The organism is Streptomyces sp. NBC_01520, from assembly GCF_045040375.1.
Taxonomy (GTDB): domain Bacteria; phylum Actinomycetota; class Actinomycetes; order Streptomycetales; family Streptomycetaceae; genus Streptomyces.
Genome location: NZ_CP109404.1, coordinates 4,200,938 through 4,226,030, shown reverse-complemented (window position 1 = coordinate 4,226,030; position 25,093 = coordinate 4,200,938). Strand labels below are relative to the sequence as shown.

Here is a 25,093-nt window from a genome sequence, read left to right as displayed (position 1 = left end):
GCGGGCCCGAATGCCGGGCACCGTGAGCGCTGGTGCTTCGGTTCTCCTGATGTCGCGCGGCGCTGCTCGTTCCGGGGAGGTCCGAGATCCCGGAAGTCGTCGCAGTTTCGAAGGTGTGCCGTGCGGTTCTTAGAGCCGATGGCGTTCCCCGGTCAGGGGGCGTGGGCCCCGGGGTGAAGGGGGCCGGTTCTCGGTCGGCTGGTCTCCACTCGCCTCAACCGGAACGGTCACGGCCGTACTGATGCGGTGGATCACGCTGTGCAGTTGTTGGAGGGGCATGGCGCAGCAGCTCCACCAAGTTCGGCGGTTGCCTTGCGGCCCTGAGCAATAGACTGGACCGGTGGACCGGTCCAGTCAAGCTCTGCCGCACCCCTCCTGACGCGCCGTCAAGCATCCAAGCAGGTAAGAGGCCTGTTGCCGCAAAGAAAAAAGCTGGACCGGCGGACCGGTCCAGCTCTACTTTTCTGCTCCACTACATGGCGTACGTGTCCACTTGCTCGAAGAGGGCGCCCGGCGTGACGCCTTCCTCGCAGACCAGCGGCCGGCGCTTCTGGTCGTAGGCCGTATGCCGGACCACAGCCACTGCCTGCACGCCTTCCAGGGCAAGGTGTTGGCGTTCCTCGTCCGTCGCCAACCGCACCGTGGTCACGTCTTCGCCCTCCACCGGGTACCGGCCGGTCTGCCTGCGTACATACCTCGTCGTGCCCTCCGCAATGGGCGCGGTCTGGGCCAGCCGCGGGGACACGTCGGTCACGTCGGGCGGGAACCATGCCGTCACGTAGCTGTGGGGCGCACCGTCGGGGAGTTGCAGCACGCGCACGCGGCGCAGGACTTCCACCCCGGATTCCAGTTCCAGGGCAGCCGCTACCCGCTCAGGTGGGGCAGCCCAGTCGGGCACCCCGACCCGCAGGAACGGCATCCCGCCGGCGACACGAGCCGTGCCAGCCCGGCGGCTACCCGCCGGCCGGGCAACGGGGGTCTCAGCGACGATGAACCCAGTCCCCTGCCGAGCCTCTACGACGCCATCGTTCCGCAGCACATCCATGGCCTTGACCACGCTCGCCCGGGACACCGACCATTGCTCCGCCAGGTCGCGCCCGGACGGCAGAGTCGCGCCGGGCTCAAACTCACCCGCAGCAATGCGGGAGCGCAGAGATTCCGCGATCTCCTCGTACTTCAGCAGCGCCATGGCTCCCCTTTTCGCTGGCTGTGGCTGGACTGGTCCACCGGTACACAGGATACTGCCGATATGGCGAACCCAGAGCTTGCGCCCGAGGTCGAGCACTTCTACTCCCAGGTGGTTGATGAGGACACCCGGCTGCGAACGTCAGCAGACGGGCGCCTCGAACTGATCCGCACGCAAGAAATCCTGCGTCGGTTCCTTCCTCCAGCACCGGCGCATGTGCTGGACGTCGGCGGTGGCTCCGGAGTTCACGCGCAGTGGTTGGTGGAGGACGGATACCGGGTGAACTTGATCGACCCGATCACCCGGCATGTCGAACAGGCCGCGAAGATTTGCACAGCGGAGGTCGGGGACGCGCGCCACCTCGAAGCAGCGGATGCGACCTATGACGCTGTGCAGATGCTCGGCCCCCTCTACCACCTGCCAGCTCCGGAGGACCGTCATTCGGCGCTCTCCGAGGCCCGCCGCGTGGTGAAGCCGGGCGGCATCGTGGCCGCTGCTGCGATCAACCGGTACGCATCACTGTTTGAACATGTGGCCTACGCTCACCTGCACACCGAGCGCATGCAGGCTTCGATCTCGACGATCCTCCGTACGGCAGTCCATGACGGAAAGCGTGGCTTCACGCTCGCCTACTTCCACCGCGCTGAAGACCTCGTCATGGAGATGCGTGCGGCCGGACTGACCGATGTCGAGGTGTTCGGCATCGAGGGTCCGGCATGGTCACTCCTCAAAGCCGTGGAACAGCAGCCGGGATCCGGGCCGACAGACGACCTGTTCGCCTCTGCGCTTACAGCAGCCAGGTTGGCTGAGCCGTACCCGGAGCTTCTGGCAGCCAGCTCACACCTCCTGGCTGTAGGTCGCGCACCCGTATGACGGCCTGGCAGACAGGGCGCTCCGTCTCAGTTCCCGTCTCATTCATCTCCGTTCGCCGACGTTCACGAGCGTCCGGAGCAGGCTTCCCGGCCGGGCGCCGAACGGTCGCGAACGGAGATGAATGACGCGCTGACCAGTGGGAACAGACCTCGAAAGCGAGTGTGGGGAAACTCACCGAGGGTTCAAATCCCTCCGCTACCGCTCTTACGAAGGGCCCGACGCATCGCGTCGGGCCCTTCGAGCGTTCCCCGCGCACATGACCGCGGCCCCGGCTCGGGATCAGGGATCCGTGAGCCGGGGCCGCGGTCGTGCACCGTGCGTTCGAGGTCGGGGGAAGCGGCATCGGGGGGACAAGCCGCTTCCCCCGGTGAGAACGGGACCAGGGGCCCTCGCCGCGGTCAGGGGGAAGTCTCGCGGCGTGGACCTCGGAGAGGTCCTGTCCCTCGGCCCGCGCATTTCTGCCACATACGCGGGCTCGCTCTCCATCCTCCTCCTCGGCAGAAGCCGCACACGGGGGCAAAGGGCCCGGATCAACGGGTCCTTGGTCCCTAAAAGCCACATCAGCGATCGGAAACGGCCACCGGATACGGCCATCCGTGCGGCTAGAATCACCCGACTGCACAGGTGATCGAAGGGGAGAGGCGGGGCTGTGGTGCAAGCGAAGAAGATCGCGCTCTACTTGATTGTGGTCTTCGTGCTGTACACGATCATCACGTCCCCCGCCCGGGCCGCCGATCTCGTCCAGGTCGGATTCGAAGGCGTTTCGAGCGCCGCACAGGGTGTCGGGGACTTCATGTCCGAGCTCGTGAAGTAGGAGAACCCCCATGATCCGCCACCTGGTCCTGTTCAAGCTGAACGACGGCGTCGAACGGGACGATCCGCGGGTCGTGGCGGGGGCGGAGGCCTTCCGGGAGCTCGGCGGGAAGATTCCCGAGCTGGAGTTCTGGGAGTGCGCCTGGAACATCACCGACCGGCCGGTCGCGTACGACTTCGCCATCAACTCCGCGGTCGCGGACGAGGACTCCCTGAAGCGCTACATCGAGCACCCGGCCCACCAGGCCGCGGCCGGCCAGTGGCGCGCGTTCGCCACTTGGGTGATTGCCGACTACCCCTTCTGACGCGTCCGGCACTCCGGTCCCGTGGGCCCCTCCCGCTCAGGAGAGGGGCTTTTCGGCATGTTTAAACCGAATTGCCCTCAACACGACCCTATACGGTGCTTGCACACAGTGGACATGTCTTGTGATGCTATGACCGCTTTTGACGGATGAGTTGACCGTAGTTGACCGCAAAGGGGTGGCGACACCGTGCCGGCCAGTACAGCGCCTCAAGTCCCGCCCCAGAACGTCCAGACCGACGACATCCAGACCGAGACGCCCGACCCCACCGTGCCCGCCAGGACCCGGGGCGCGGACACCAGGGCGCTCACCCAGGTGCTGTTCGGCCGGCTCAAGGGCCTCGAACCCGGCACCCCGGAACACCGCAGGGTGCGCACCGCCCTCATCGAGGCGAACCTGCCGCTCGTGCGGTACGCCGCGGCCCGGTTCCGCAGCCGCAACGAGCCGATGGAGGACGTCGTCCAGGTCGGCACCATCGGCCTGATCAACGCCATCGACCGCTTCGACCCGGAACGCGGCGTCCAGTTCCCGACGTTCGCGATGCCCACCGTGGTCGGCGAGATCAAGCGCTACTTCCGGGACAACGTACGGACCGTGCACGTGCCGCGCAGGCTGCACGAGCTCTGGGTCCAGGTCACCGGCGCCACCGAGGACCTGACGACCGCTCACGGCCGCTCACCGACCACCGGTGAGATCGCCGAGCGGCTGAAGATCTCCGAGCACGAGGTCCTCGCCTGCATCGAGGCGGGCCGCTCGTACCACGCCACCTCCCTGGAAGCGGCCCAGGAGGGCGACGGGCTGCCCGGGCTCCTGGACCGGCTCGGCTACGAGGACCCGGCACTGGCCGGGGTCGAACACCGCGACCTCGTACGGCATCTGCTCGTCCAACTGCCCGAGCGCGAACAGCGGATCCTGCTGCTGCGCTACTACAACAACCTGACACAGAGCCAGATCAGCGCCGAACTGGGTGTCTCCCAGATGCATGTGTCAAGGCTGCTGGCCAGAAGTTTCGCCCGCCTGCGATCCGCAAACAGGATCGAGGCGTAACCGGAACGGGTAGATCCCACGCAGACAGGTTCCGGAGGCGTAAAAGCCGCACACCCCCTGTTTCCTGCACGGTTTCAGCGCTTGGTTGTCGACATGTCACTACAGCGTGTTGCCGACATGTGACATTCTGCTGGAACCGCGTTTGCCGCAGCCCTACCTCCGGTATTCAGGTGGAGGCTGCGTTCCTCCGATGGTCGTGGCCACCGCGATCGTCCGCGACCTCAAGGGGGTGGCATGTCCGCAGAACAGGGCAGCTCGAAGGTGCTCACGCTCACGAAGAGCGCACCAGCACCTGCCGTGCTCACCAGCTCGTCGGAAGCCATCGACACCCGAACCCTGTCCCGCTCCCTGTTCCTGCGGCTCGCCGCGCTGGGTCCCGCTTCGGGCCCCGACGGAACGGACAGCCCCGAGCGGGCCTATGTGCGGGACACACTCATCGAGCTCAACCTCCCGCTCGTGCGGTACGCGGCGGCGCGGTTCCGGAGCCGTAACGAACCGATGGAGGACATCGTCCAGGTCGGGACGATCGGCCTGATCAAGGCGATCGACCGCTTCGACTGCGAACGGGGCGTGGAGTTCCCCACGTTCGCGATGCCGACCGTCGTGGGGGAGATCAAGCGCTTCTTCCGCGACACCTCGTGGTCGGTGCGGGTTCCTCGCCGGCTGCAGGAGCTGCGGCTGGCCCTCACCAAGACCAGCGACGAGCTCGCCCAGAAGCTCGACCGCTCGCCGACCGTGCCGGAGCTGGCCAAGGCGCTCGGGGTCTCCGAGGAGGACGTGGTCGACGGCCTGGCCGTCGGCAACGCCTACACGGCCTCGTCGCTGGACTCCCCGTCCCCCGAGGACGACGGCGGCGAGGGCTCGCTGGCGGACCGTCTGGGGTACGAGGACGCGGCGCTGGAAGGCGTCGAGTACCGCGAGTCCCTGAAGCCGCTGCTGGCCAGACTCGCCCCTCGCGAGCGGCAGATCATCATGCTGCGCTTCTTCGCCAACATGACCCAGTCGCAGATCGGCGAGGAGGTCGGCATCTCCCAGATGCACGTCTCACGGCTGCTGACGCGGACACTCACCCAGCTCAGGGAAGGTCTCATCGCCGACTGACCCGGCCACGGGTCACCGATGACGTCCCGTCACATCCGGCCGGGTGTGACGGAACGCCGGACACACAGCTCCACCGGCCGCCGGGGCACCTCGATCACCGCACCGGCGGCCTTGGCGTGCGCGGGCGGACCGGCGGCACGCCCGCGGGCCCGGACGTGGCAGGCAGCCCCTGGAGCCGACGCAGCCGCTCCGCACCGGGTCCCGGTGCGGAGCGGCTGCGGAGGACGGCGTGCGCCGCGTGGGCGGACACCTGGCGGGTCCGGGGCCGCCGACGTGCGGGCCCGGGGCTTCACCGCCGTAGGAGTGGGCGTGACGGGGACGTGAGCTCGGTCAGCCGAGTGCGAGCCAGGCGACCGCGCCGAGGACGACGATGACCGCGACGACGGCCACGATCACCCCGGTCTTCGGTCCGGACGAGGTCGCGGCCGGCTGCTGCCTGCGCTGCGGCTCGCCGTCGTCGACGAACGCGCGGAACATCTGCGTGCTGCCCGCCGGGTCGTGAGTGCCCTCGGGGCCCGGCTGAGGGGCGTGGGGGTTATGTGCCATGGCCCGGACACTAGCGAACTCGGCGGAACGGCCCAACCCCCGGGTCCACGGCGGGCGATGCCCGTCCGAGCCGTCCACGGGCTCTTCACCTGTCGGCGGAAGCGCTCCGCAGCGTCTCCACGGACCTGCCCCGCACGCCGTCGCCCCCTTCGCGGACCCGCGCCCGCGCGCCCCCGCCCTGTGCTCGGGAACACATCCGGCGCAGGTCACCCCCTGTGCGCTGCGCGCTTGACCGGAAGCCAACGGAGGCTTTTGGTTTCCTTTACTTCTGCAAGCCCCGTTTCGTTTGCCTGTAGCAACCAACGGCTTCTATCGTTGCCCTAAGCAACAAGATGACGGAGAACGATCCTGGAGGGCCGGTGGCCGCACGGAGCCAGTACGAGGAACTGGCCCGGCAGCTCAGCGCCGTCGGAGCCGTCCGAAGGGGCCTCGCCCGCCTCCTGCCCGCCGCGTGCCCCGGGGGTTCGGCCACGGTGCTGACGCTGCTCGCCAAGTACGGCGAGATGCGGATCACCCGGCTCACCGAGCTCCTGGCCGTGGACATGTCGGTGACCAGCCGCCATGTGGCACACACGGTGGAGAACGGCTGGACAGAGCGGTCCCCCGACCCGGCGGACAAGCGGTCCCGCATCCTGCGGCTGACTCCCGCGGGCGAGGAACTGCTCGACGGACTGACCCGGCGGACCACGGAGATGTTCGCCCACAACCTCATCGACTGGTCCGACGAAGAAGTCGGACAGCTCAACACGTTGTTGTCCCGGCTGCGCGACAGCTTCTCCTGCCGCGGCTCCGGTGGATGCGCCCCCGGGAAGCACAGCGGCGACTGCCGCACCGGGCACTCCGATCACTCGTACACCCGTACACCCGAGTAACAGAAGCAAAGACAAGGAACTCCATGGCTACGACCACACCGACCGGTGTGCGGGGCGGCCACGCCAAGCACGGGGCGTCCGACGTCCCCGACGGCACGCCGATGACACACCGGCAGATCATGGAAGCGCTGACCGGGCTGCTGCTCGGCATGTTCGTCGCGATCCTCTCGTCGACGGTCGTCTCCAACGCCCTGCCGGAGATCATTTCCGACCTCGGCGGCGGACAGAGCGCCTACACCTGGGTCGTCACGGCCTCGCTGCTGGCCATGACCGCCACCACGCCCCTGTGGGGCAAGCTCTCGGACCTGTTCAGCAAGAAGCTGCTGGTCCAGATAGCCCTGATCATCTACGTGCTCGGCTCGGTCGTGGCCGGTCTGTCGACCAGCAGCGGCATGCTCATCGCCTGCCGTGTCGTGCAGGGCATCGGCGTCGGCGGGCTCTCCGCCCTCGCCCAGATCGTGATGGCCGCGATGATCTCCCCGCGCGAGCGCGGGCGTTACAGCGGCTACCTCGGCGCGGTCTTCGCCGTCGCCACCGTGGGCGGCCCGCTCCTCGGCGGTGTCATCACCGACACCAGCTGGATGGGCTGGCGCTGGTGCTTCTACGTGGGCGTGCCGTTCGCGGTCATCGCCCTGGTCGTGCTCCAGAAGACCCTGAAGCTCCCGGTCGTCAAGCGCCAGGTCAAGGTCGACTGGTCGGGCGCGTTCTTCATCAGCGCCGCCGTCTCGCTGCTGCTGCTCTGGGTGACCTTCGCGGGTGACAAGTACGACTGGATCTCGTGGCAGACGTACACGATGCTCGGCGGCACCGTCGCCCTCATCGCGCTCTTCCTGTTCATCGAGTCCAAGGCCAGCGAACCGATCATCCCGCTGCGCCTGTTCCGCAACCGCACCATCACGCTGGCCTCGGTCGCCTCGCTGTTCGTCGGTATCGCAATGTTCGCGGGCACCGTCTTCTTCAGCCAGTACTTCCAGCTTGCACGGGACAAGTCGCCGACGATGTCGGGCGTCATGACGATCCCGATGATCGCCGGGCTGTTCCTGTCCTCGACCGTGTCGGGCCAGATCATCACCAGGACGGGTCGCTGGAAGGCCTGGCTGGTCGCCGGTGGCTTCCTGCTCACCGCGGGTCTGGGGATGCTGGGCACCATCCGGTACGACACCGAGTACTGGCACATCGCGATCTTCATGTTCGTGATGGGTCTCGGCATCGGCATGATGATGCAGAACCTGGTCCTCGCCACGCAGAACCAGGTCGCTCCCGCCGACCTCGGCGCGGCCAGCTCCGTCGTGACGTTCTTCCGTTCGCTCGGTGGCGCCATCGGTGTCTCGGCGCTGGGCGCGGTCATGGCCAACCGCGTCACCCACTACGTCAAGGACGGCCTGGCCGACCTCGGCCCCGAGGGCGCCGCGTTCGGCCACGGCGGTACCGGTGGCGGGGGCATCCCCGACCTGGACAAGCTGCCGGCCCCGTTCCGCACGGTCATGGAGGTCGCCTACGGTCACGGTGTCGCGGACGTCTTCCTCTACGCCGCACCGGCCGCGCTCCTCGCCTTCATCGTGACGCTCTTCATCAAGGAGGTCGCCCTGAAGACGAACGCGGCCAACGACAAGGTCACCGCCGAGGCACCCGCCACGGAGAACGCCGAGGCAGCCGCGGGCACCGCCACGCTCGTCGCCGAGGGAACGGCCGGGGTCACCGCGGTCGACGCCCCGGAGCCGGCCGGCACCCTCGACACCGCGGTCGCGACCGTGCAGGGGACACCCGTACGCGGTGTGGTGCGCGGTGCCGAGGGCGCACCCGTCGCCCGGGCCGCCGTCACCCTGATCTCGCTGGGCGGCCGGCAGCTCGGACGCTCCGTCGCCCGGGCCGACGGCGGCTACGTCCTGGACGCGCCGGGCTCCGGCTCGTACGTCCTGATCGCCTCCGCGGACGGTTTCCAGCCGCAGGCGTCCACCGTGGTCGTCGGCGAGGAGCCGCTGGCGTACGACCTCCTGCTCGCCGGTACGAGCGGTCTCGCGGGGACCGTGCGGACCGCCGGGGAGGGCGGCCCGGTCGAGGGCGCGATGGTCGTGGTGACCGATGTGCGCGGCGACGTGCTCGCCACCGGCGCCACCGGGGCCGCGGGCGAGTTCACCTTCGGTGAGCTCATCCCGGGCACGGTGACCGTCGCCGTGACGGCCGCCGGCCACCGTCCGCTGGCCCTGCCCGTGGAGATCGGCGGCCAGGGCGTCACCCGGGTCGACGCGGCGCTGGAGTCCGGCGCGCTGGTCAAGGGCGTCGTCCGGGCCGGCTCCGGCAGGCTCCCGCTGTCCGACGCCCGCGTCACGCTGATCGACGCGGCCGGCAACGTGGTCGCCACCTCGACGACCGGGGAGGACGGCGTGTACGCCTTCGCCGACCTGGACGCCGGCGAGTACTCGGTCGTCGCGACCGGCTATCCGCCGGTGGCCGGCTCGCTGACGGTGACGGGCGCCGGGATCGACGGCCACGACATCGAGCTCGCCCACCCGGGCGGGTAGCCACACGGAAGATCCACAAAGACCCCTGGCGGAACAGCACTTCGAGCGGAGAGGCTGTGCCCGTCGGCGGAAATGGGCCCCGTGGTGGGAACGGCAGGCAGGGACGGCCTGCCGTTCCCGCCAGGGGCCCGACTCATCGAGTCACTGCGCCACCAAGTGATGGAGCAAGGAGAAACACGGGATGGGACTTCGCGCACACGTACGCACGCGGGACGGCTGGGCGGTCCAGCACGCGATCGTGACCGTGACCGACATGACGGGCACCCAGGTGCTCCGCGCCGCCGCCGACGAGAACGGGGCGGTCCTCCGTACCGACGGTCTCCTTCCGGCCGGCGCGTACACGGTGATCGTCACTGCGGTCGGGTACGCACCCTCCGCCTCCACCGCGCTCGTCACGGCGAGCGGCCGGGTCGAGGCCGGCACCGTGGTGCTGGCCCGGCAGGGCGGCGTGGAACTGCCGCCTCCGGGCACCTGGTCGCTGGACCCGGTGCACTCCTCGGTGGCCGCGGTCGCGCAGCATCTGGGGATCTCCAGCGTGCACGGCCGGTTCACCGAGTTCGGCGGCCGGATCGAGATCGCGCAGGACGTCCAGCGATCCCGGGTGGAGGCCTTCATCACCCCCGCCAGCATCGACACCGGCAACGGCATGCGGGACAAGCACCTGCGCTCGGCCGACTTCCTGGACGTCGACCGCTTCCCGGAGATCACCTACCGCTCCCGTGCGATGACCCCCGCCGGGCCCGACCGCTGGACCGTGCACGGCGTGCTGATGATGCACGGCGTCTCCCGCGACGTCGACCTGGACCTCAGCTACCTGGGCACCGGCCCCGACCCGTGGGGCGGGGTGCGGGCCGCCTTCCACGCCACCACGGAGCTGCACCGCGACGACTTCGCCATGCACTACAACCAGGTGGTGCAGGCGGGCATCGCGGCGATCGGCACGACGCTGCGCGTGGATCTCGACATCCAGGCCGTGCAGGGGGACTACGTCGAGGCGTAGTCCCACCACCCCCCAGGTGCCGGCCGGCCTTAGGGTTGGCCGCATGGCACACATCGCGACCAACACCACGGTGGAGCTCGGGGAACTGCTGGACTTCGTGCGGCCCCGGCACCGGGCGATCCTGCTGACCACCCGGTCCGACGGCCGCCCCCAGGGTTCCCCGCTCACCTGCGGCGTCGACGACGCGGGACGGATCGTCGTCTCGACCTACCCCGAACGGGCGAAGACCCGCAACGCCAAGCGGGACGAGCGGGTGAGCGTGATCGTCCTGTCGGACGACTGGAACGGCCCGTGGGTCCAGATCGACGGTTCGGCCGAGGTCATCGACGCACCGGACTCGGTCGAGCCGCTCGTCGAGTACTTCCGGAACATCTCCGGCGAGCACCCGGACTGGGACGAGTACCGGGAGGCAATGGTCAAGCAGGGCAAGTCCATCATCCGGATCACCCCGGAGCGCTGGGGCCCGGTCGCCACCGGCGGCTTCCCCGCCCGTACGGCCGCCGACGGCTGACCGTCCGCATGGTGTCCCACGAGGAACTCGCGCGCGCCCGGCTGCTGGTCGGCCCCGGTGTCGACGGGCCCGTGGCCCGCGCCCTGGAGCGGATCACCGGGCGCCCGGTGGAACACCCGTACGACGGCGAGCCGGACGGCCCCTTCCTGTACGTCGGGGACACGCTGCCCGGCGCGCTGCGGAGCCCCCGGCTTCTGTGGTTCCACAGCGTCAACGCCGGTACGGACACACTGCTCGCCGCCGGACCGTGGCCGCGGGGAACCTTGCTGACCCGGACCGTGGGCCGGATGGGTGAGCGGATCGCCCAGTACGTGCTGGCCTGGGTCCTCGCCGAGTGCCAGTCCGTCCCGGAGCACACCGCACAGCACGCCCGGGCGAACTGGCACCGCGTCCCGTCCACGCTCGCCGCCGGGCAGACCGTCGTCGTCCACGGCACCGGCCGCGTCGGCTCCGCCGTCGCCGCCCTCCTGCGGGCCTGCTCCCTGCACACGGTGGGTGTCTGCCGCACCCCGCGTGACGTACCCGCGGGGTTCGACCGGGTGGTCACGGCCGGCGGTGACGAGGAGCGGGCCGCACTGGCCGGCGCCCGGTGGGTGGTGTCCACGCTTCCGCTGACCGGCGCGACCGAAGGGTTCTTCGACGACGCCCGGTTCACCGCGATGCGGGGCGCCTCCTTCCTCAACGTCGGCCGGGGCGCCTGCGTGGACATGGCGGCGCTGGAGGCGGCCCTGCGCTCCGGGACCGTACGGCGGGCCGTCCTCGACGTGCTGCCGGAGGAGCCCCCGGCGGCGGACGACCGTGCCTGGCTGCTGCCGCACACGGTGATCACGTCCCACTCCGCCGGCATCACCGCCGACGAGGACGTCGTGACGGACTTCGAGGCCTGCTGGCAGGCGGTCGCCGAAGGGCGGGTGCCCGCGCTGGCCGTTGACACCGGGCGCGGCTACTGACGGGGCCGCGCACTACGGCCGGTCGGCCGCCCGTGCGCGCATCGCTTCGATTCCGGCGATCAGGAGGTCCAGCGCGAACGTGAAGTCCCGCTCGCGCATCTCCTCGACGGTCCCCCCGCCGCGCGCCTCCATGAGGGCGTCGGAGGTGCGCACGATCTCCTGGTGGTCCGGATGGGAGCGGATCGCGCCCATCGCCTGCTGGTAGTACGCGTCCTGGCTCAGTCCGGACTCGGCCGAGCGCTGCACGAAGTGCCCTTCGATGGTGCCGAATCCGTAGACGAACTGGAATACGGCCGAGATCGCGCCCGTCCGGTGCTCAAGGGGCAGCCCGGTGGCCCGTACGACATCCTGGACGGCGTACGAGAACAGCATGGAGTGCGGGCCGATGTTCAGGAAGCGGCCGGCGAGGGCGGAGGCCCAGGGGTGCCGGACCAGCATCTGCCGGTAGCTGGTGGACAGTTCACGGAGCCGGTCGCGCCAGTCGGCGTCCTCCCGCGAGGGCGGGATCTCCGCGAAGGCGTTGTCCAGGGCCAGTTCCAGCAGGTCGTCCTTGGTGTCGACGTACCAGTAGAGGGACATCGCCGTGACGTCGAGCTCGGCCGCGAGACGGCGCATGGAGAACTTCGCCGGCCCCTCGGCGTCCAGCAGCCGCACGGTGGCCGCGGTGATCCTGTCCCGGTCGAGCGCCGGCTGGTCCGCCTTGCGGGTACGCGAGGGGGTACGCCGGTCCAGCCACACGCTGACCCGCGCAGGGGTTCTCACACGGTCGGCCGCGGACCCCATGGCGCACTCTCCTCGTCGTGCCGACGGTACGGACGCGTCCGGCGGTCCGTTCCCACGAGGGCCGTACACAGTGGATGACACCACCGCGTACGGCACCCCGTCCGATGCTATGCCCGCCGCTCAGACCGGGTCTGCCCGAGCGGACTTCCGCGCGGCCGCGGCCGCGTCGGTGCGTTCCGCCCTCCGCAGCAGTACGGCGGCGAGCAGACCGCCCGCCAGGACGGCCACCGCGCCCACCAGTTGGCTGGCCTCCAGCCCGGAGGCGAAGGCGTCCGTGATGCGCTGCCGTTGCCCCTCGCCATCGGCCGCGGCGAGCGCGGCGGGCAGCGAGGAGGCCCCGACTGCGGCCGGCACGAGCGCGGCGAACCGCGAGTTGAGCACGGCGCCCGGCACAACGACCCCGAGCCCGTTGCCGAATTCGGCGAGCGTGCCGTTGACCCCGGCAGCGACGCCCGCCTTCTCCGGCGGGATGGCGCCCGTGATCGCGTTGGCCATGGCGGGCATGGCGAGCGCGGTACAACTCGTTTGCGCGGGGTGTCGGTGGGGCAGCCCTGTGGACGCCGCCCGCCGGGCGCGTGCCGGTCCTCGGGCAGCGGATGAGTGGAGTGTCATGTCACTGCGTCGTCGTACGGTGGGTGTTCTGATCGCCGCGGGTCTGGCCTTGACGGCCCTCGCGCCGCCCGCGTCGGCCGACGGCCGGGGGCCGGTGCCGCTCCGCGTCGTGACGTACAACATCCATGCCGGGGTGGGCACGGACGGTGTCTTCGACCTGGACCGCCAGGTGGCGGATCTGCGCGCGCTGGACGCCGATGTGATCGGCCTTCAGGAGGTGGACGTCCACTGGGGTGCGCGCAGCGAGTGGCGCGACCTCGCGGGTGAGCTGGCCGAACGGCTGGCGATGCGGGTGTCGTTCGCGCCGGTGTACAGCCTGGACCCGGTGGTGGCGGGCGAGCCCCGGCGCGAGTTCGGGGTGGCGGTCCTGTCCCGTTTCCCGGTCGTGAGCGCGGAGAACCACGAGATCACCCGGCTCTCGACCCAGGATCCCGACCCGGTGCCCGCGCCCGCGCCTGGCTTCGCCGAGGTGGTGCTGAGGGTGCGGGGGCTGCCCGTGCACGTGTACGTGACGCATCTGGACTTCCGGCCCGATCCGGCCGTGCGGGTCGCCCAGGTCGCCGACACCCTGCGGATCATGGGCGAGGACCGGGGCCGGAAGATCCTGCTGGGCGACCTCAACGCGGAACCGGGAGCTCCGGAGCTGGCCCCGCTGTGGGAGGAACTGACGGACGCCGATCCGGGGGCGCCGACCTTCCCCGCCCTGGATCCGGTGAAACGGATCGACTTCGTGGCGGTGTCGAAGGCCGGCGCGGGAGCCGTGCGGGTACGCGACGTGGCGGTGGCCGAGACACTCGCCTCGGACCACCGCCCTGTGGTCGCCGATCTCGAACTACGGCGTCAGCTCCCGCTCGTCGGCTGAGTGAGGTCGTAGAAGGTCGCGCTTCCCGCCGTGACCTCCTTGAAGTTCTCCTCCACCCACGTCGAGATCTGGGACGAGGTGCCCTCGCCGCCCATACCGCCACCGCCGCCCGAGCCGCTCGACACGAAGTAGTGGATCTTCCCGTCCGTCACGTACCCCTTGAACTGGGCGAGCGTCGGGGACGGGTCGCTGCCGTTGAAGCCGCCGATCGCCATCACCGGGTCACCGGTGGCGAGCTGGTAGCTCGCGGCGTTCTGCGCGCCGATGGCCGCCGCGGTCCAGGTGTAGTCGTCGGCGTCCTGAGCCAGGAGCTTCTCGGCCTCGGCATCGACGGTCGCGCCGTTGAGCAGGCCGCCCATGCCGCCGCCACCGCCACGCATGCCGCCTTCGCCCGCGGTGCCGCCGGGCATACCGCCCTGCTGACCCCCGGGGGCCTGGCCCGCCTGGCCCTGACCCTGGCCCTGACCGGGCCTGCCACCGCCCTGCGCGTTGCCCGGGGCCTGGCCGCCCTGCTGCGTGCCCTGACCGGGAGGTGTGCCCCCGCCGGGGCCGCCACCCGGGCCGCCGGTACCGCCACCCGGGCCGCCGCCGCCACCGGGGCCGCCGCCCATGCTCGCGCCGGACGGTCCGGCGGTGACGATCGAGCCCTGGTGCCCGGTGTTCAGCGTGCTGATCGTGTACGCCGTCGGCCCGGCCAGCGACGCGGCGAGCCCCACGGACACCGTGGCGAGGGCGAGTACGCGCCCCAGCCGTGCGGCGAGCAGCAGCCCCACCGCGCCGAGGATCCCGCCGATCAGGACGGCCCAGCGCAGCCACGGGAGGTAGTCCGGGGTGCGCCCCAGCAGGACGTACGCCCAGACGGCCGTCACCGCGACGGTCACGCCGAGCGCGGCGCCCGCCCACCACCTGGACCGCTCCTCCCACAGGACCGTGGCCCCCATGCCGATCAGCGCCGCGATGTAGGGCGCCAGGGCAACGGTGTAGTACTGGTGGAAGATTCCGGCCATGAAGCTGAAGACGAAGGCCGTCATCAGCAGCGAGCCGCCCCAGGCGAGGAACGCCGCGCGTGCCGTGTCGGTGCGCTTCGCGCGCCAGGTCAGCCAGACACCGGCGGCCAGCAGGAGCAGCGCGGCGGGCAGCAGCCAGGAGATCTGGCCGCCGATCTCGGAGTTGACCATCCGGCCGATGCCGGTCTCGCCCCAGCCGCCGCCCTGGCCGCCACCGCCTCCGCCGCCGACGCTGCCGGTCTCCTCGCCGTTGATCCGGCCGAGTCCGTTGTAGCCGAAGGTGAGCTCCAGGAAGGAGTTGTTCTGCGAGCCGCCGACGTAGGGGCGGGAGGATGCGGGCCACAGCTCGACGACCGCCACCCACCAGCCACCGGCGACGGTCATCGCGAGGGCGGACAGGCCGAGCTGGCCGAACCGCTTGCGTACGGACACGGGTGCGAACACCGTGTAGAGCACGGCCAGCGGCGGCAGGATCAGGAACGCCTGGAGGGTCTTCGACAGGAACGCGAGTCCCACCGCGACGCCCGCCCACACCAGCCACTTCGTCCGGCCGGCCTCCATGGCACGCAGCACGCAGTAGACGGTGACGGTCATCAGCAGGGCGAGCAGCGCGTCCGGGTTGTTGAACCGGAACATCAGCGCGGCCACGGGCGTCAGCGCGAACACCGCCATGGTGATCAGCCCTGCCGCGGCGCTGAAGCGACGGCGTACGGCGGCGTACAGGACCCCGGCCGTGGCGACGCCCATCAGCACCTGCGGGGCGAGGATCGCCCAGGAGTTCAGGCCGAGGATCCGGACCGACAGGGCCATCGGCCAGAGGCTGGCCGGGGGCTTGTCGACGGTGATGGCGTTCGCGGAGTCCAGCGAGCCGAAGAAGAAGGCCTTCCAGCTCTGGCTGCCGGCCTGCACGGCCGCGGAGTAGAAGGAGTTGGCGTAACCGGACGCGCCGAGGTTCCAGAAGTACGCGAGCGCGATCACCAGGAGCATGCCGAGGAAGGCGGGCCGTGCCCAGCGCGGGTCCTCGGGCCTGCCCTGACGGATACGGCGGAGCAGCGGCGTCCCGGGGCGACCGTGTCCCGGTCCTTCGGGTCCCGGTCCTTCGGCGGCACCTGCCGGGGGCACCGACTGCGCCGGCGGGCCGGGGATGCCCGGCGGGGCCGGGAGGTGGTCGGGGTGGGTGGCGGTCATCGGACGTTCCCCAGTTCGTGTGCGGAACCCTTGCGGGCGTCCTGGTGGTCCGCGCGCCGGTCCGGGAAGACCCAGGCGCGGAAGAGCAGAAACCGCAGCACCGTTGCCGCGAGGTTGGCCGCGACCAGCACGGCGAGCTCCGTGCCGTGCGAGGGCGACCCGGAGGCCGCGCCGAGCGCGGCGAGCGAGCCGCTGGTGAGCGCGAGCCCGATGGCGAACACGACGAGCCCCTGCGCCTGGTGGCGTACGGCGCCGCCCCTGCCGCGCACGCCGAAGGTGAGCCTCCGGTTCGCGGCCGTGTTGGCGACGGCGGACACCAGGAGGGCGGCGCCGTTGGCGATCTGCGGTCCGGCACCCAGCCGGAAGAGGGAGTAGAGGGCGAGGTAGACGAGCGTGGAGAGCACGCCCACCACGCAGAACCCGACGAGCTGCCGGGCGAGTCCGCGCGGCACCCCGGGCACGGCGCGGTCCCGGGGGTCGTCCCCGAAGGGCCGGGCCAGCCGGTCCAGCGACAGGGTCCCGGTGGCCAGCGCCCTGCCCACCCGCCACACACCCTTCAGGTCCTCGGTCGCCGTCTTCACGATGTGCACGGTGGAGTCCGGGTCGTCGACCCAGTCGACCGGCACCTCGTGGATGCGCAGCCCCGCCCGCTCGGCGAGCACCAGCATCTCGGTGTCGAAGAACCAGCCGGTGTCCTCGACCATCGGCAGCAGCCGCTGCGCGACCTCGCGCCGTATCGCCTTGAACCCGCACTGTGCGTCGCTGAAGCGGGCGGCCAGCGAGGAGCGCAGGATGAGGTTGTAGGCCCGCGAGATGAACTCCCGCTTCGAGCCGCGCACGACCCGCGAACTGCGGGCGAGCCGCGAGCCGATGGCCAGGTCGGAGTGACCGGAGATCAGCGGGGCGACCAGCGGCAGGAGGGCGTTGAGGTCGGTGGACAGGTCCACGTCCATGTAGGCGAGGACCGGGGAGTCGGAGTGGGACCAGACGGTGCGCAGCGCACGCCCCCGGCCCTTCTCCTCCAGCCGGTACGACCGCACTTCCGGGATCAGGGCCGCGAGCCGCGCCGCCACCTGGGGTGTGCGGTCGGTGCTCGCGTTGTCCGCGACCGTGATGCGGAAGCGGTACGGGAAGGTGCGCGCCAGATGGTCGTGCAGGCGCAGCACACAGGGTTCGAGGTCCTTCTCCTCGTTGTGGACGGGGACCACCACGTCGAGTACGGGAGCACCGGCCGCGTCGACCGCTGCGGCCAGGAGGTGTTCCCGGGCCGGCAAGGTGCTCCAAGGGGTGTCGGTTCGCATGACAACGACACTCGCCAACCGCGCTGTCACACCCGTGTGCTGAGCCTGTGGTCCGACTGTGAGTGCCTGGGGAGCGCGGACACGGGCGCCCTGGAGGGGTGGCCCGTAGGGGTGCCTGAGGTGTTCGTGGGGCCGGTGAGGCCGTACGCGGGGGTGCCGTCGGGGCCGTACGCGGGGGTGCCGTTCGGGCCGTACGCAGGTGCGCCCGGCAGACCGTACGGGGTGCCCGCGGGGGTCCCCGGCAGCCCGTGCGCGGGGGTGGCCGCGGTGTCGCCGGGCCGGCCGCCCTCGTACACCGAGTCCGCCGGGAGATGGACGGCGAACACCGTGTTCCCCGGCACCGAGCGCACCTCCGCCAGTCCGCCGTGCGCGGCGACGACGGCCTGCACGATGGCGAGGCCCAGCCCTGTCGAACCGGCGTGCCGGGAGCGCGAGGCGTCCCCGCGCGCGAACCGTTCGAAGACGTGCGGCAGCAGCTCGGCCGGGATCCCGGGCCCGTTGTCCTGGACCTCCAGGGTCACCCAGGGCAGGTCCCGGCGCGCCTCCCGCACCCGGACCGTGACAGTGGTCCCCGGCGGGGTGTGCGTGCGTGCGTTGGCCAGCAGATTGACCAGCACCTGCTGGATCCTCGTCGGGTCCGCCCGCACGGTCGCGGGCACCTCGGGCAGCTCCAGCCGCCAGTGGTGCGTGGGCCCGGTCGCCGCCTCGGACGACGCACGCCCCGCGACCCGTGCGTCGCTCACCGCGTCGATCACGAGGGGTGAGAGATCGGTGCTCTCGTACGAGAGCGGCCGTCCGGCGTCGAGCCGGGCCAGGAGCAGGAGGTCCTCGACCATGCCCGTCATCCGCTCCGCCTCGGACTCGATCCGTCCCAGGGCGTGCCGGGTGTCGGGGCCGGTTTCCTCCCGGCCGCGCCGGGTCAGTTCGGCGTACCCGCGGATCGAGGCGAGCGGGGTGCGCAGCTCATGGCTCGCGTCCGCGACGAACTGCCGTACGCGCATCTCGCTCTTCTGGCGCGCGTCCAGGGCCGAACCGACGTGCCCCAGCATCCGGTTGAGCGCGGCGCCGACCTGGCCGACCTCGGTACGCGGATCGGCCTCGGCGTCCGGAACCCGTTCGAACAGGGAGACCTCACCACTGTGCAGCGGGAGTTCGGAGACCCGGGTCGCGGCGGCGGCCACCCGGCGCAGGGGGCGCAGGGCGACACCGACCATCGTCGCGCCCGCGATTCCGGCGGCGATGAGACCGGCCCCGGTGACACAGACCTCGACGAGGATCAGGGCGGTGAGGGCGCCGCTCACCTCACCGGTGGGCATGCCGACGATGACGGTCGAACCGTCGTCCTTGGCAACGGCCTTCACGTGGTAGCCGCCGAGCCCGGGCAGCTCGACGTCGTGCACTGCGCCGTCCGCGGGCACGGCGGCCGCCTCAAGAGCCTTCCCCTGCGCGGCGGTCAGCGGTCCCACGTTCTGCTGCTCGTCGAGCGAATCGTCCTTCGTCACGACCTGCGACGCGGTGACGGAGCCGTCCACGGAGACGGCGCCGAAGGTCTTGAAGGGCTGGCCGCCCATACCGACGAAGTCGAGCGGATCCTTGTTCTGCTGCCCGCCCGGAGCGGGCGCCCCGCCGGCGGGCGGACGGCCGTCGGCCCGGATCGCGATCTCGGTCAGCTGGGCGTCCAGCTTTCCGTACATGTAGCTCTGGAAGGCGATGGCGGTGACCGAACCGATCACGGCGGCGACGACGGCGATCAGCGTCACCGCGTACACGACGAGCCGGGTCCGCAGCGTCCACGGCCGCCGGGTCCTCTTCCGCTTCCTGCTCACAGACATACTCCCGGGTCGGTCGCCGGGCTACTCACCGGGCTTGATCAGGTATCCCGCCCCGCGCCGGGTGTGGATCATCGGGGTACGCCCCGCGTCGATCTTCTTGCGCAGGTAGGAGATGTACAGCTCGACGACGTTCGCCTGGCCGCCGAAGTCGTAGTTCCACACCCGGTCCAGGATCTGGGCCTTGCTGAGCACCCGGCGCGGGTTGCGCATCAGGAAGCGCAGCAGCTCGAACTCCGTCGCCGTGAGGTGGATCGAGTCGTCGCCCCGGTTCACCTCGTGGCTGTCCTCGTCCAGCACCAGGTCACCGACGACGAGCGTCGACTCGCTGCGCACCGAGGCCGTGCCCGAGCGGCGGATCAGTCCGCGCAGCCGCGCCACGACCTCCTCAAGGCTGAACGGCTTGGTGACGTAGTCGTCGCCGCCCGCCGTGAGCCCGGCGATCCGGTCCTCCACCGAGTCCCGCGCCGTCAGGAACAGCACCGGTACGTCGGAGAGCTCACGCCGGAGCCGGCCGAGCACGGCGAGCCCGTCCATGTCGGGCAGCATCACGTCGAGGACCACCGCGTCGGGGCGGAAATCACGGGCCGTGCGGACCGCACCGGCACCGTCGCCGGCGCTGCGCACGTCCCATCCCTCGTACCGCAGGGCCATGGACAGCAGCTCGGCAAGCGGAGCCTCGTCGTCCACGACCAGCACGCGGACGGGGCTGCGGTCCGGTCTGAGAAGTTCGGTACGCCCCTGGGGCGAGGTCGTCGTCATGGCACCCAGCCTGTGAGACCGCCGTGAGAGAGGCCTTTCCCCTACCTGTGAATTTCCTGAGAAACGCGCGAAAGCGCCGCGACCGACAGGACCGGCAGCGGGCGGCCCGCGTGCCGCAGGCTCACCGGAACAGCGTGCTCGCGTTGTCGTGGCAGACGGCCCGCAGCCAGGCGTCCCCCAGCCCCAGCCGCTCCAGCGCGTGCAGTTGGTGGGCGTACGGGTACGGGATGTTCGGGAAGTCCGTGCCGAGCACGATCCGGTCCCCCAGATCCGCGAGCCGGTCGCGCTCCGCCGCCGGGAACGGCGAGAACTCCTCGGTGAAGTCCGTGAACGCCATCGTCGTGTCGAGCCGCACCTCGGGGTACCGCGCGGCCAGCGTCAGGAATTCCGCGTACTCCGGCATTCCCATGTGTGCCACCACCAGCCGCAGCCGCGGATGACGGGAGAGCAGCCCCTCCACCGGCTCCGGCCCGGTGTGCGCCCCCGGGGCGGGCCCGGACCCGCAGTGCGTCACGACCGGGACGCCGGCCTCCGCCAGCAGCCCCCAGACCGGCTCCAGCAGGGGATCGTTCGGGTCGTAGGCACCGACCTGGAGGTGCGACTTGAAGACCCGGGCCCCCGCTTCGACCGCCTCGCGCACATAGTCCTCCACGCCCTCCTCCGGGAAGAAGGTCGCCGTGTGCAGGCAGTCCGGGACGCGGGCCGCGAAGTCGGCCGCCCAGCCGTTCAGCCAGGCCGCCATCCCGGCCTTGTGCGGGTAGAGCATCGAGGTGAACCGGAGCACGCCGAAGGAGCGCATCAGGGCGAGGCGCTCGTCCTCGTCGTGCCGGTAGGTGATCGGCCACTCCAGGCCGGTCAGCGGGCCGACGGCGTCGAAGTAGGCCCAAACCTTGCGGAGCACCTGCTCCGGCATGAAGTGCGTATGGACGTCGATGATCCCGGGCAGTCCGAGCCGCTGCCAGAACCGCACGACCTCGTCACGGTCACCACGGTCACCGTCGCCGTCACTCACACGCCCCACCCGCCTCATCCGTCTCGTCCGTCTCGTCCGTTCCCCAGGCCACCACCGTCCCGGGGCTCCCGCGACGATCTCAGAAGAGCCCGTCCTGCACCCCGGCGCCCTCCGCGGCGGCGGCCACCGGCACGCTCGGTGCGGCCCGCGCGTCGGCGGCCACCAGGTCCCAGCCCGTGATCAGCCGCGTGTCCAGCACGACCACGCCGTCCGCCGCGGTCTCCAGGTGCAGGTCGGGCCCGGCCGCCGCCACCAGCCGCCCGCCCACCGCACCGCCGTCCGCCAGCCCCGTCACCGCACGCCCCGCGATCCCACCCGGCGTCGCTCCCGCCCCGTCGAGCCCGGACGTCGCCGCATGCCCGTCGAGCCCGAACGCCCCCGCATGGTCGACGGCCTCGAACGGCAGCCGCTCCAGCGTCTCCGGCCACCCGGCCCCCTCCAGCGCCACGGCCCGCCGGTACAGCGCCTCGACCTCCGCGGCCCTCTCGGCAGCCCCCGGCAGCTCACCCCGCAGGGTGCGCTTGCGTGCGTACGGGATCCGGTCGGGCACCCCGAGCGCCGACCGCAGCACCTCCTCCGTACGCCGCGCCGCCATCAGCGGACCGCGCCCCAGCCAGGTGAACACCACGGCCCCCTGCTCCCGCAGCCGCGCCGCGTCCCGGGACTCCCTGGTGATCCCGACCTTGACCGTCCCCGGCCCGAACCAGGCCAGATACACCCGGTACGGCCGGGGGTCGTCGGCGATCGTGTCGGCGGCCACCGAGTGCGCCCGGTCCAGCCGCGCACACTCCGGGCAGCGTGCCCCCGTACTCCGTACCGGCACCACGGCCGCGACGGGACACGGATTGCCCCGCGCCCCCGTGCAGTGCCGCTCGCCCACCGCCCGGAACCCGAGCTCCTTCCCGTACGCCAGGACACTCACCCGTCCCGGCCCTGTCCCGTCACTCCGCCGCCACCCCAGTACGGGCCCGTCGTGGGGCCAGCTCAGCCCGGTGCACCGCCAGCCCATACGTACGCCCCACTCCCGCTCTTCGTGGCTTCATTGTCGTCGACCGGCCGGGGCCGGCGTGGCGGGTCAGCGGGCCGGGGGCTGCGCGGGTGCGCCGGCCGCGGCGGCGAAGCGGCGGGCCAGATGCGCGAAGGCGTCCTTGAGCCCGGCCGGCCCGACGACCTCGATGTCCGCGTCGAACCTGCCGATGGCGGCGGCCAGACCGGGCCAGGACCACGAGCTCAGGATCAGGCGGCAGCGGTCCGGGCCGATCTCCTCGACGACCGCGTCGCCGGAGTAGCGGGACACCTCGGCGGCGGGCAGGCCGAGAATCACCTCGCCGCGGCAGGGCCGGTCACCCGAGCCGTCGGAGCCCCTGAACCTGCCGACGACGAAGGCGGCCACATCGCCCCCGGGCAGCTCGCGCGGGGTGAAGCGCGACATCAACCCTTCGCTGCGTCATCAGCCGATCATAGGAGAGGGCCCGACCGGCCACCACGATCCGCCCCCGGACGGTTCGAGGGCTAGGATCCGGGCCATGGCTCTGACCATGAACGACATGGACCGGTTCCAGGCCTTCATGCCACGGCTGGAGGCCATCGCCTACCGCCTCCTCGGCTCCGCGAGCGACGCCGAGGACGCCGTACAGGACACCTTCCTGCGCTGGCAGGCCGCCGACGTCGACCGCATCGAGGTCCCCGAGGCCTGGCTGACGAAGGTCCTCACCAACCTGTGTCTCAACCAGCTCACCTCGGCCCGCGCCCGGCGCGAGACCTATGTGGGCCAGTGGCTGCCGGAGCCGCTGCTCGCCGGGGACCCGATGCTCGGCCCGGCCGACACCGTCGAGCAGCGCGAATCCGTGTCGTACGCGGTCCTCACCCTCATGGAGCGCCTCTCTCCCAACGAGCGGGTGGTGTACGTGCTGCGGGAGGCCTTCGACTACCCGCACCGGAAGATCGCCGAGATCCTCGACATCACCGAGACCGCGAGCCAACAGCTCTTCCACCGCGCCAGGAAGCACGTCACGGACGGCAAGGTCCGCACCGAGATCGACGAGGCCGCAGCCCGGCGGATCGTCGAGGAGTTCCTCACGGCCGCCACGAGCGGCCGGACCGAGCCGCTCGTCCGGCTGCTCACCGACGACGCCCTCGCGATCGGCGACGGCGGCGGAAGGGTCCCGGCCCGCACCAAGGCGTTCGAGGGAGCCGTCGCGGTCGCGAAGTTCATGCGGGGTCTGTTCAGACCCGGCAAGGCCAAGCGCGCCATCGCCGGCGGCTCCGTCGAGATGTACGCCACGACCGCCAACGGCGTCCCCGCCGCCGTGGCGGTCGTCGACGGCCGGGTCATCGGCGTCATGTGCCTGGAGGTCACCACCGAGGGCATCGCCGCACTCCGCAGCCAGGCCAACCCCGACAAACTCGAACGCGCGACCCGGCAATGGGCCGCCACCGACCACGGAGAGCCCCTGCTCCACGCCTTCTGAGAACGATGTGACCTGCTTCACATCACCTTCCTGTCAGGAAACGGCGGGCTGTCCGGTTCAAGTGGCGAACCGTGCAGCGCCCACCGCGAGACAGGAGCAGGGAAATGCCGCACCGCATCATCGTTCTCGGAGCCGGATACACCGGAGCCATCGTCGCCGGCCGCCTCGCCAGGCGACTGCGCCGCGAGGACGTCGCCATCACCCTCGTCAACCCCGAGCCCGACTTCGTCGAGCGCGTCCGGATGCACCAACTGGCGGTCGGCCAGGACCTCAGGCCCCGGCCCTTCAGCGAGATGTTCGCGGGCACCGGCGTCGAACTGAAGCTCGCGAAGGTCACCGGCGTCGACGTCGACCGCGGAACCGTCGCCGTCGTCGCCGCGAACGGTGCCGAGGAACTGGAGTACGACAGCCTCGTCTACGCCCTCGGCAGCGGCTGGGACACCCAGGGTGTCCCCGGCGCCGCCGAGCACGCCCACGAGATCGGCGGCCGCCCCGGAGCGCTCCGGCTGCGGGAACGCCTGGCAGGCCTGACCGCCGGTGAGTCCGTGTTCGTCGTCGGCGGCGGCCTCACCGGCCTGGAGGCCGCGACCGAGATCGCCGAGGCCCGCCCGGACCTCGACGTGGCCCTCGCCGCCCGCGGAGAGCTCGGCGACTGGCTCTCGCCCAAGGGCCGCGGGCACGTGCGGAAGGTCTTCGCCAAGCTCGGCATCACCGTGCACCAGCACACCTCCGTCACCGGCGTGGAGGCCGACCGCGTCACCACTGCCGACGGCACGTCCGCCCCCGCCGCGGTCACCGTCTGGACCACGGGCTTCGCGGTCCACCCGATCGCGAAGGCCACCACCCTGGAAGTCACGGACACGGGCCGGATCGTGGTCGACGGGACCATGCGCTCGGTCTCGCACCCGGACGTGTACGCCATCGGCGACGCGGCCCTGGCGATGGGCCCGGGCGACAAGCCTCTGCGGATGTCGTGCGCCTCGGGCGTGCCCGCCGCATGGCAGGCCGCCGACACCATCGCGGCACGCCTGACCGGCGGGAAGGCCCCGAGCGCATCGATCCGCTACTTCAACCAGTGCATCTCGCTCGGCCGCAAGGAAGGCCTCATCCAGTACGTCACCGCCGACGACCGCGCCGTCCCGACGGCCCTGACCGGCCGGCTCGCCGCCGTCTACAAGGAGTTGGTCTGCAAAGGCGCGGCCTGGGGCGTCGCCAACCCGACCCTCGGCCTCCCGACCCGCCGCACCCGCGTCGCACAGCAACCGGCCCGGCCGAGCCCGGCGATCCAGGAACCGGCGGCCTGACCTCGGCCCGCACGTGCTCCGCGGCCCGTGGCCACGCGGGCCGGGGGCCCTCAGACTCCCCTGAGGGCCCCCGGCCCGCTGCGGTTGCCGTACTCCGCTGTCGCACAGCAGGCTCCGGCGAGGAGCAGCCATGGAACGGTAGCGGCCGACACGGCTGTTGACCGGTGACGACACGGTGGGCACCCCCAGCGCAAGGGGTGCGAGCCATCGGAGAACGGACCCCGGCTTCGTCGACTCCC

At 71.2% G+C, this 25,093-nt stretch carries 22 protein-coding genes and 2 pseudogenes; 13 read left to right on the top strand and 11 right to left on the bottom strand.

Features of this window, described 5'->3' with window-relative positions; translation table 11 throughout:
• Nucleotides 1-472: 472 nt before the first annotated feature.
• A complete protein-coding gene (locus OG524_RS18990; protein ID WP_405811212.1) occupies nucleotides 473-1,189 on the bottom strand; it encodes a GntR family transcriptional regulator in 717 nt (238 codons plus the stop codon).
• A gap of 60 nt (nucleotides 1,190-1,249) precedes the next feature.
• Between OG524_RS18990 and OG524_RS18985 the strand changes: the two genes are divergently transcribed.
• The 5 genes from OG524_RS18985 to OG524_RS18965 all read left to right on the top strand — a co-directional run bounded on the left by OG524_RS18985 (nucleotide 1,250) and on the right by OG524_RS18965 (nucleotide 5,322).
• Nucleotides 1,250-2,059: a class I SAM-dependent methyltransferase gene (locus OG524_RS18985; RefSeq protein ID WP_405811210.1), complete on the top strand. Its 810-nt coding sequence runs from the start codon at nucleotides 1,250-1,252 to the stop codon at nucleotides 2,057-2,059.
• A 649-nt stretch (nucleotides 2,060-2,708) separates the two neighbouring features.
• The gene (locus tag OG524_RS18980; protein WP_164494166.1) at nucleotides 2,709-2,873 is read left to right on the top strand and encodes a hypothetical protein; all 165 of its coding nucleotides are present in this window, start codon (nucleotides 2,709-2,711) and stop codon (nucleotides 2,871-2,873) included.
• 10 nt (nucleotides 2,874-2,883) lie between these two features.
• Nucleotides 2,884-3,177, top strand: coding sequence for a Dabb family protein (locus OG524_RS18975; RefSeq protein ID WP_405389624.1), 294 nt, complete (start codon nucleotides 2,884-2,886; stop codon nucleotides 3,175-3,177).
• Nucleotides 3,178-3,363: 186 nt separating this feature from the next.
• Nucleotides 3,364-4,221 carry an RNA polymerase sigma factor SigF gene (locus OG524_RS18970; RefSeq protein WP_405389625.1) on the top strand — a complete coding sequence of 286 codons (858 nt, stop codon included), beginning with the start codon at nucleotides 3,364-3,366 and terminating at the stop codon, nucleotides 4,219-4,221.
• Nucleotides 4,222-4,455: 234 nt separating this feature from the next.
• A complete protein-coding gene (locus OG524_RS18965; protein ID WP_405389626.1) occupies nucleotides 4,456-5,322 on the top strand; it encodes an RNA polymerase sigma factor SigF in 867 nt (288 codons plus the stop codon).
• Nucleotides 5,323-5,652: 330 nt separating this feature from the next.
• Here the strand turns inward: OG524_RS18965 and OG524_RS18960 are convergent, their stop codons facing one another.
• Nucleotides 5,653-5,868, bottom strand: a complete 216-nt coding sequence (locus tag OG524_RS18960; RefSeq protein ID WP_361897722.1) for a hypothetical protein — start codon at nucleotides 5,866-5,868, stop codon at nucleotides 5,653-5,655.
• A 359-nt stretch (nucleotides 5,869-6,227) separates the two neighbouring features.
• On the opposite strand from OG524_RS18960, the gene OG524_RS18955 reads away from it, so the two are divergent.
• From OG524_RS18955 to OG524_RS18935, 5 genes are all read left to right on the top strand, one after another.
• On the top strand, nucleotides 6,228-6,740 hold the full coding sequence (locus OG524_RS18955) for a MarR family winged helix-turn-helix transcriptional regulator (RefSeq protein WP_405389627.1): 513 nt from the start codon (nucleotides 6,228-6,230) through the stop codon (nucleotides 6,738-6,740).
• Nucleotides 6,741-6,763: 23 nt separating this feature from the next.
• Nucleotides 6,764-9,262, top strand: a complete 2,499-nt coding sequence (locus OG524_RS18950) for an MFS transporter (protein WP_405811206.1) — start codon at nucleotides 6,764-6,766, stop codon at nucleotides 9,260-9,262.
• 181 nt (nucleotides 9,263-9,443) lie between these two features.
• A complete protein-coding gene (locus OG524_RS18945; RefSeq protein WP_405389629.1) occupies nucleotides 9,444-10,262 on the top strand; it encodes a YceI family protein in 819 nt (272 codons plus the stop codon).
• Nucleotides 10,263-10,305: 43 nt separating this feature from the next.
• The gene (locus OG524_RS18940; RefSeq protein WP_361897734.1) at nucleotides 10,306-10,773 is read left to right on the top strand and encodes a PPOX class F420-dependent oxidoreductase; all 468 of its coding nucleotides are present in this window, start codon (nucleotides 10,306-10,308) and stop codon (nucleotides 10,771-10,773) included.
• A gap of 8 nt (nucleotides 10,774-10,781) precedes the next feature.
• Nucleotides 10,782-11,723: an NAD(P)-dependent oxidoreductase gene (locus OG524_RS18935; protein ID WP_405389630.1), complete on the top strand. Its 942-nt coding sequence runs from the start codon at nucleotides 10,782-10,784 to the stop codon at nucleotides 11,721-11,723.
• Between the two features lie 12 nt (nucleotides 11,724-11,735).
• On the opposite strand, the gene OG524_RS18930 is transcribed toward OG524_RS18935, so the two are convergent.
• Both OG524_RS18930 and OG524_RS18925 read right to left on the bottom strand, forming a co-directional pair.
• Complete coding sequence (locus tag OG524_RS18930) at nucleotides 11,736-12,506, bottom strand: TetR/AcrR family transcriptional regulator (RefSeq protein ID WP_405811203.1); 771 nt, start codon at nucleotides 12,504-12,506, stop codon at nucleotides 11,736-11,738.
• A 120-nt stretch (nucleotides 12,507-12,626) separates the two neighbouring features.
• Nucleotides 12,627-13,019 (bottom strand): annotated as a pseudogene (locus OG524_RS18925) (MFS transporter); the annotation flags it as partial.
• Nucleotides 13,020-13,116: 97 nt separating this feature from the next.
• On the opposite strand from OG524_RS18925, the gene OG524_RS18920 reads away from it, so the two are divergent.
• Nucleotides 13,117-13,980 carry an endonuclease/exonuclease/phosphatase family protein gene (locus OG524_RS18920; RefSeq protein ID WP_405811201.1) on the top strand — a complete coding sequence of 288 codons (864 nt, stop codon included), beginning with the start codon at nucleotides 13,117-13,119 and terminating at the stop codon, nucleotides 13,978-13,980.
• Here OG524_RS18920 and OG524_RS18915 read toward each other — a convergent pair.
• The 7 genes and pseudogenes from OG524_RS18915 to OG524_RS18885 all read right to left on the bottom strand — a co-directional run.
• Nucleotides 13,959-16,175: a glycosyltransferase family 39 protein gene (locus OG524_RS18915; protein ID WP_405811199.1), complete on the bottom strand. Its 2,217-nt coding sequence runs from the start codon at nucleotides 16,173-16,175 to the stop codon at nucleotides 13,959-13,961. The two genes, OG524_RS18920 and OG524_RS18915, sit on opposite strands and share 22 nt — an antisense overlap.
• Nucleotides 16,172-17,476, bottom strand: a complete 1,305-nt coding sequence (locus OG524_RS18910) for a glycosyltransferase (RefSeq protein WP_405389634.1) — start codon at nucleotides 17,474-17,476, stop codon at nucleotides 16,172-16,174. Before OG524_RS18910 ends, OG524_RS18915 begins: the two co-directional genes overlap by 4 nt.
• A 26-nt stretch (nucleotides 17,477-17,502) precedes the next feature.
• A complete protein-coding gene (locus tag OG524_RS18905) occupies nucleotides 17,503-19,308 on the bottom strand; it encodes an ATP-binding protein (protein ID WP_405811197.1) in 1,806 nt (601 codons plus the stop codon).
• Nucleotides 19,309-19,329: 21 nt separating this feature from the next.
• Nucleotides 19,330-20,067, bottom strand: a complete 738-nt coding sequence (locus OG524_RS18900; protein WP_405389636.1) for a response regulator transcription factor — start codon at nucleotides 20,065-20,067, stop codon at nucleotides 19,330-19,332.
• Between the two features lie 121 nt (nucleotides 20,068-20,188).
• Nucleotides 20,189-21,097 (bottom strand): amidohydrolase family protein, encoded by a 909-nt coding sequence (locus tag OG524_RS18895; protein ID WP_405811195.1) that lies wholly within the window; start codon nucleotides 21,095-21,097, stop codon nucleotides 20,189-20,191.
• 61 nt (nucleotides 21,098-21,158) lie between these two features.
• The gene (locus tag OG524_RS18890) at nucleotides 21,159-22,088 is read right to left on the bottom strand and encodes a DUF2797 domain-containing protein (RefSeq protein WP_405811194.1); all 930 of its coding nucleotides are present in this window, start codon (nucleotides 22,086-22,088) and stop codon (nucleotides 21,159-21,161) included.
• Nucleotides 22,089-22,154: 66 nt separating this feature from the next.
• A pseudogene (locus OG524_RS18885) lies at nucleotides 22,155-22,505 on the bottom strand (WYL domain-containing protein); the annotation flags it as partial.
• Nucleotides 22,506-22,605: 100 nt separating this feature from the next.
• Between OG524_RS18885 and sigJ the strand changes: the two are divergent.
• Complete coding sequence (gene sigJ / locus OG524_RS18880; protein WP_405389640.1) at nucleotides 22,606-23,550, top strand: RNA polymerase sigma factor SigJ; 945 nt, start codon at nucleotides 22,606-22,608, stop codon at nucleotides 23,548-23,550.
• 104 nt (nucleotides 23,551-23,654) lie between these two features.
• Entirely contained in the window at nucleotides 23,655-24,854 is a 1,200-nt protein-coding gene (locus OG524_RS18875; RefSeq protein ID WP_405811192.1) for an NAD(P)/FAD-dependent oxidoreductase, read from the top strand.
• Nucleotides 24,855-25,093: the final 239 nt, after the last annotated feature.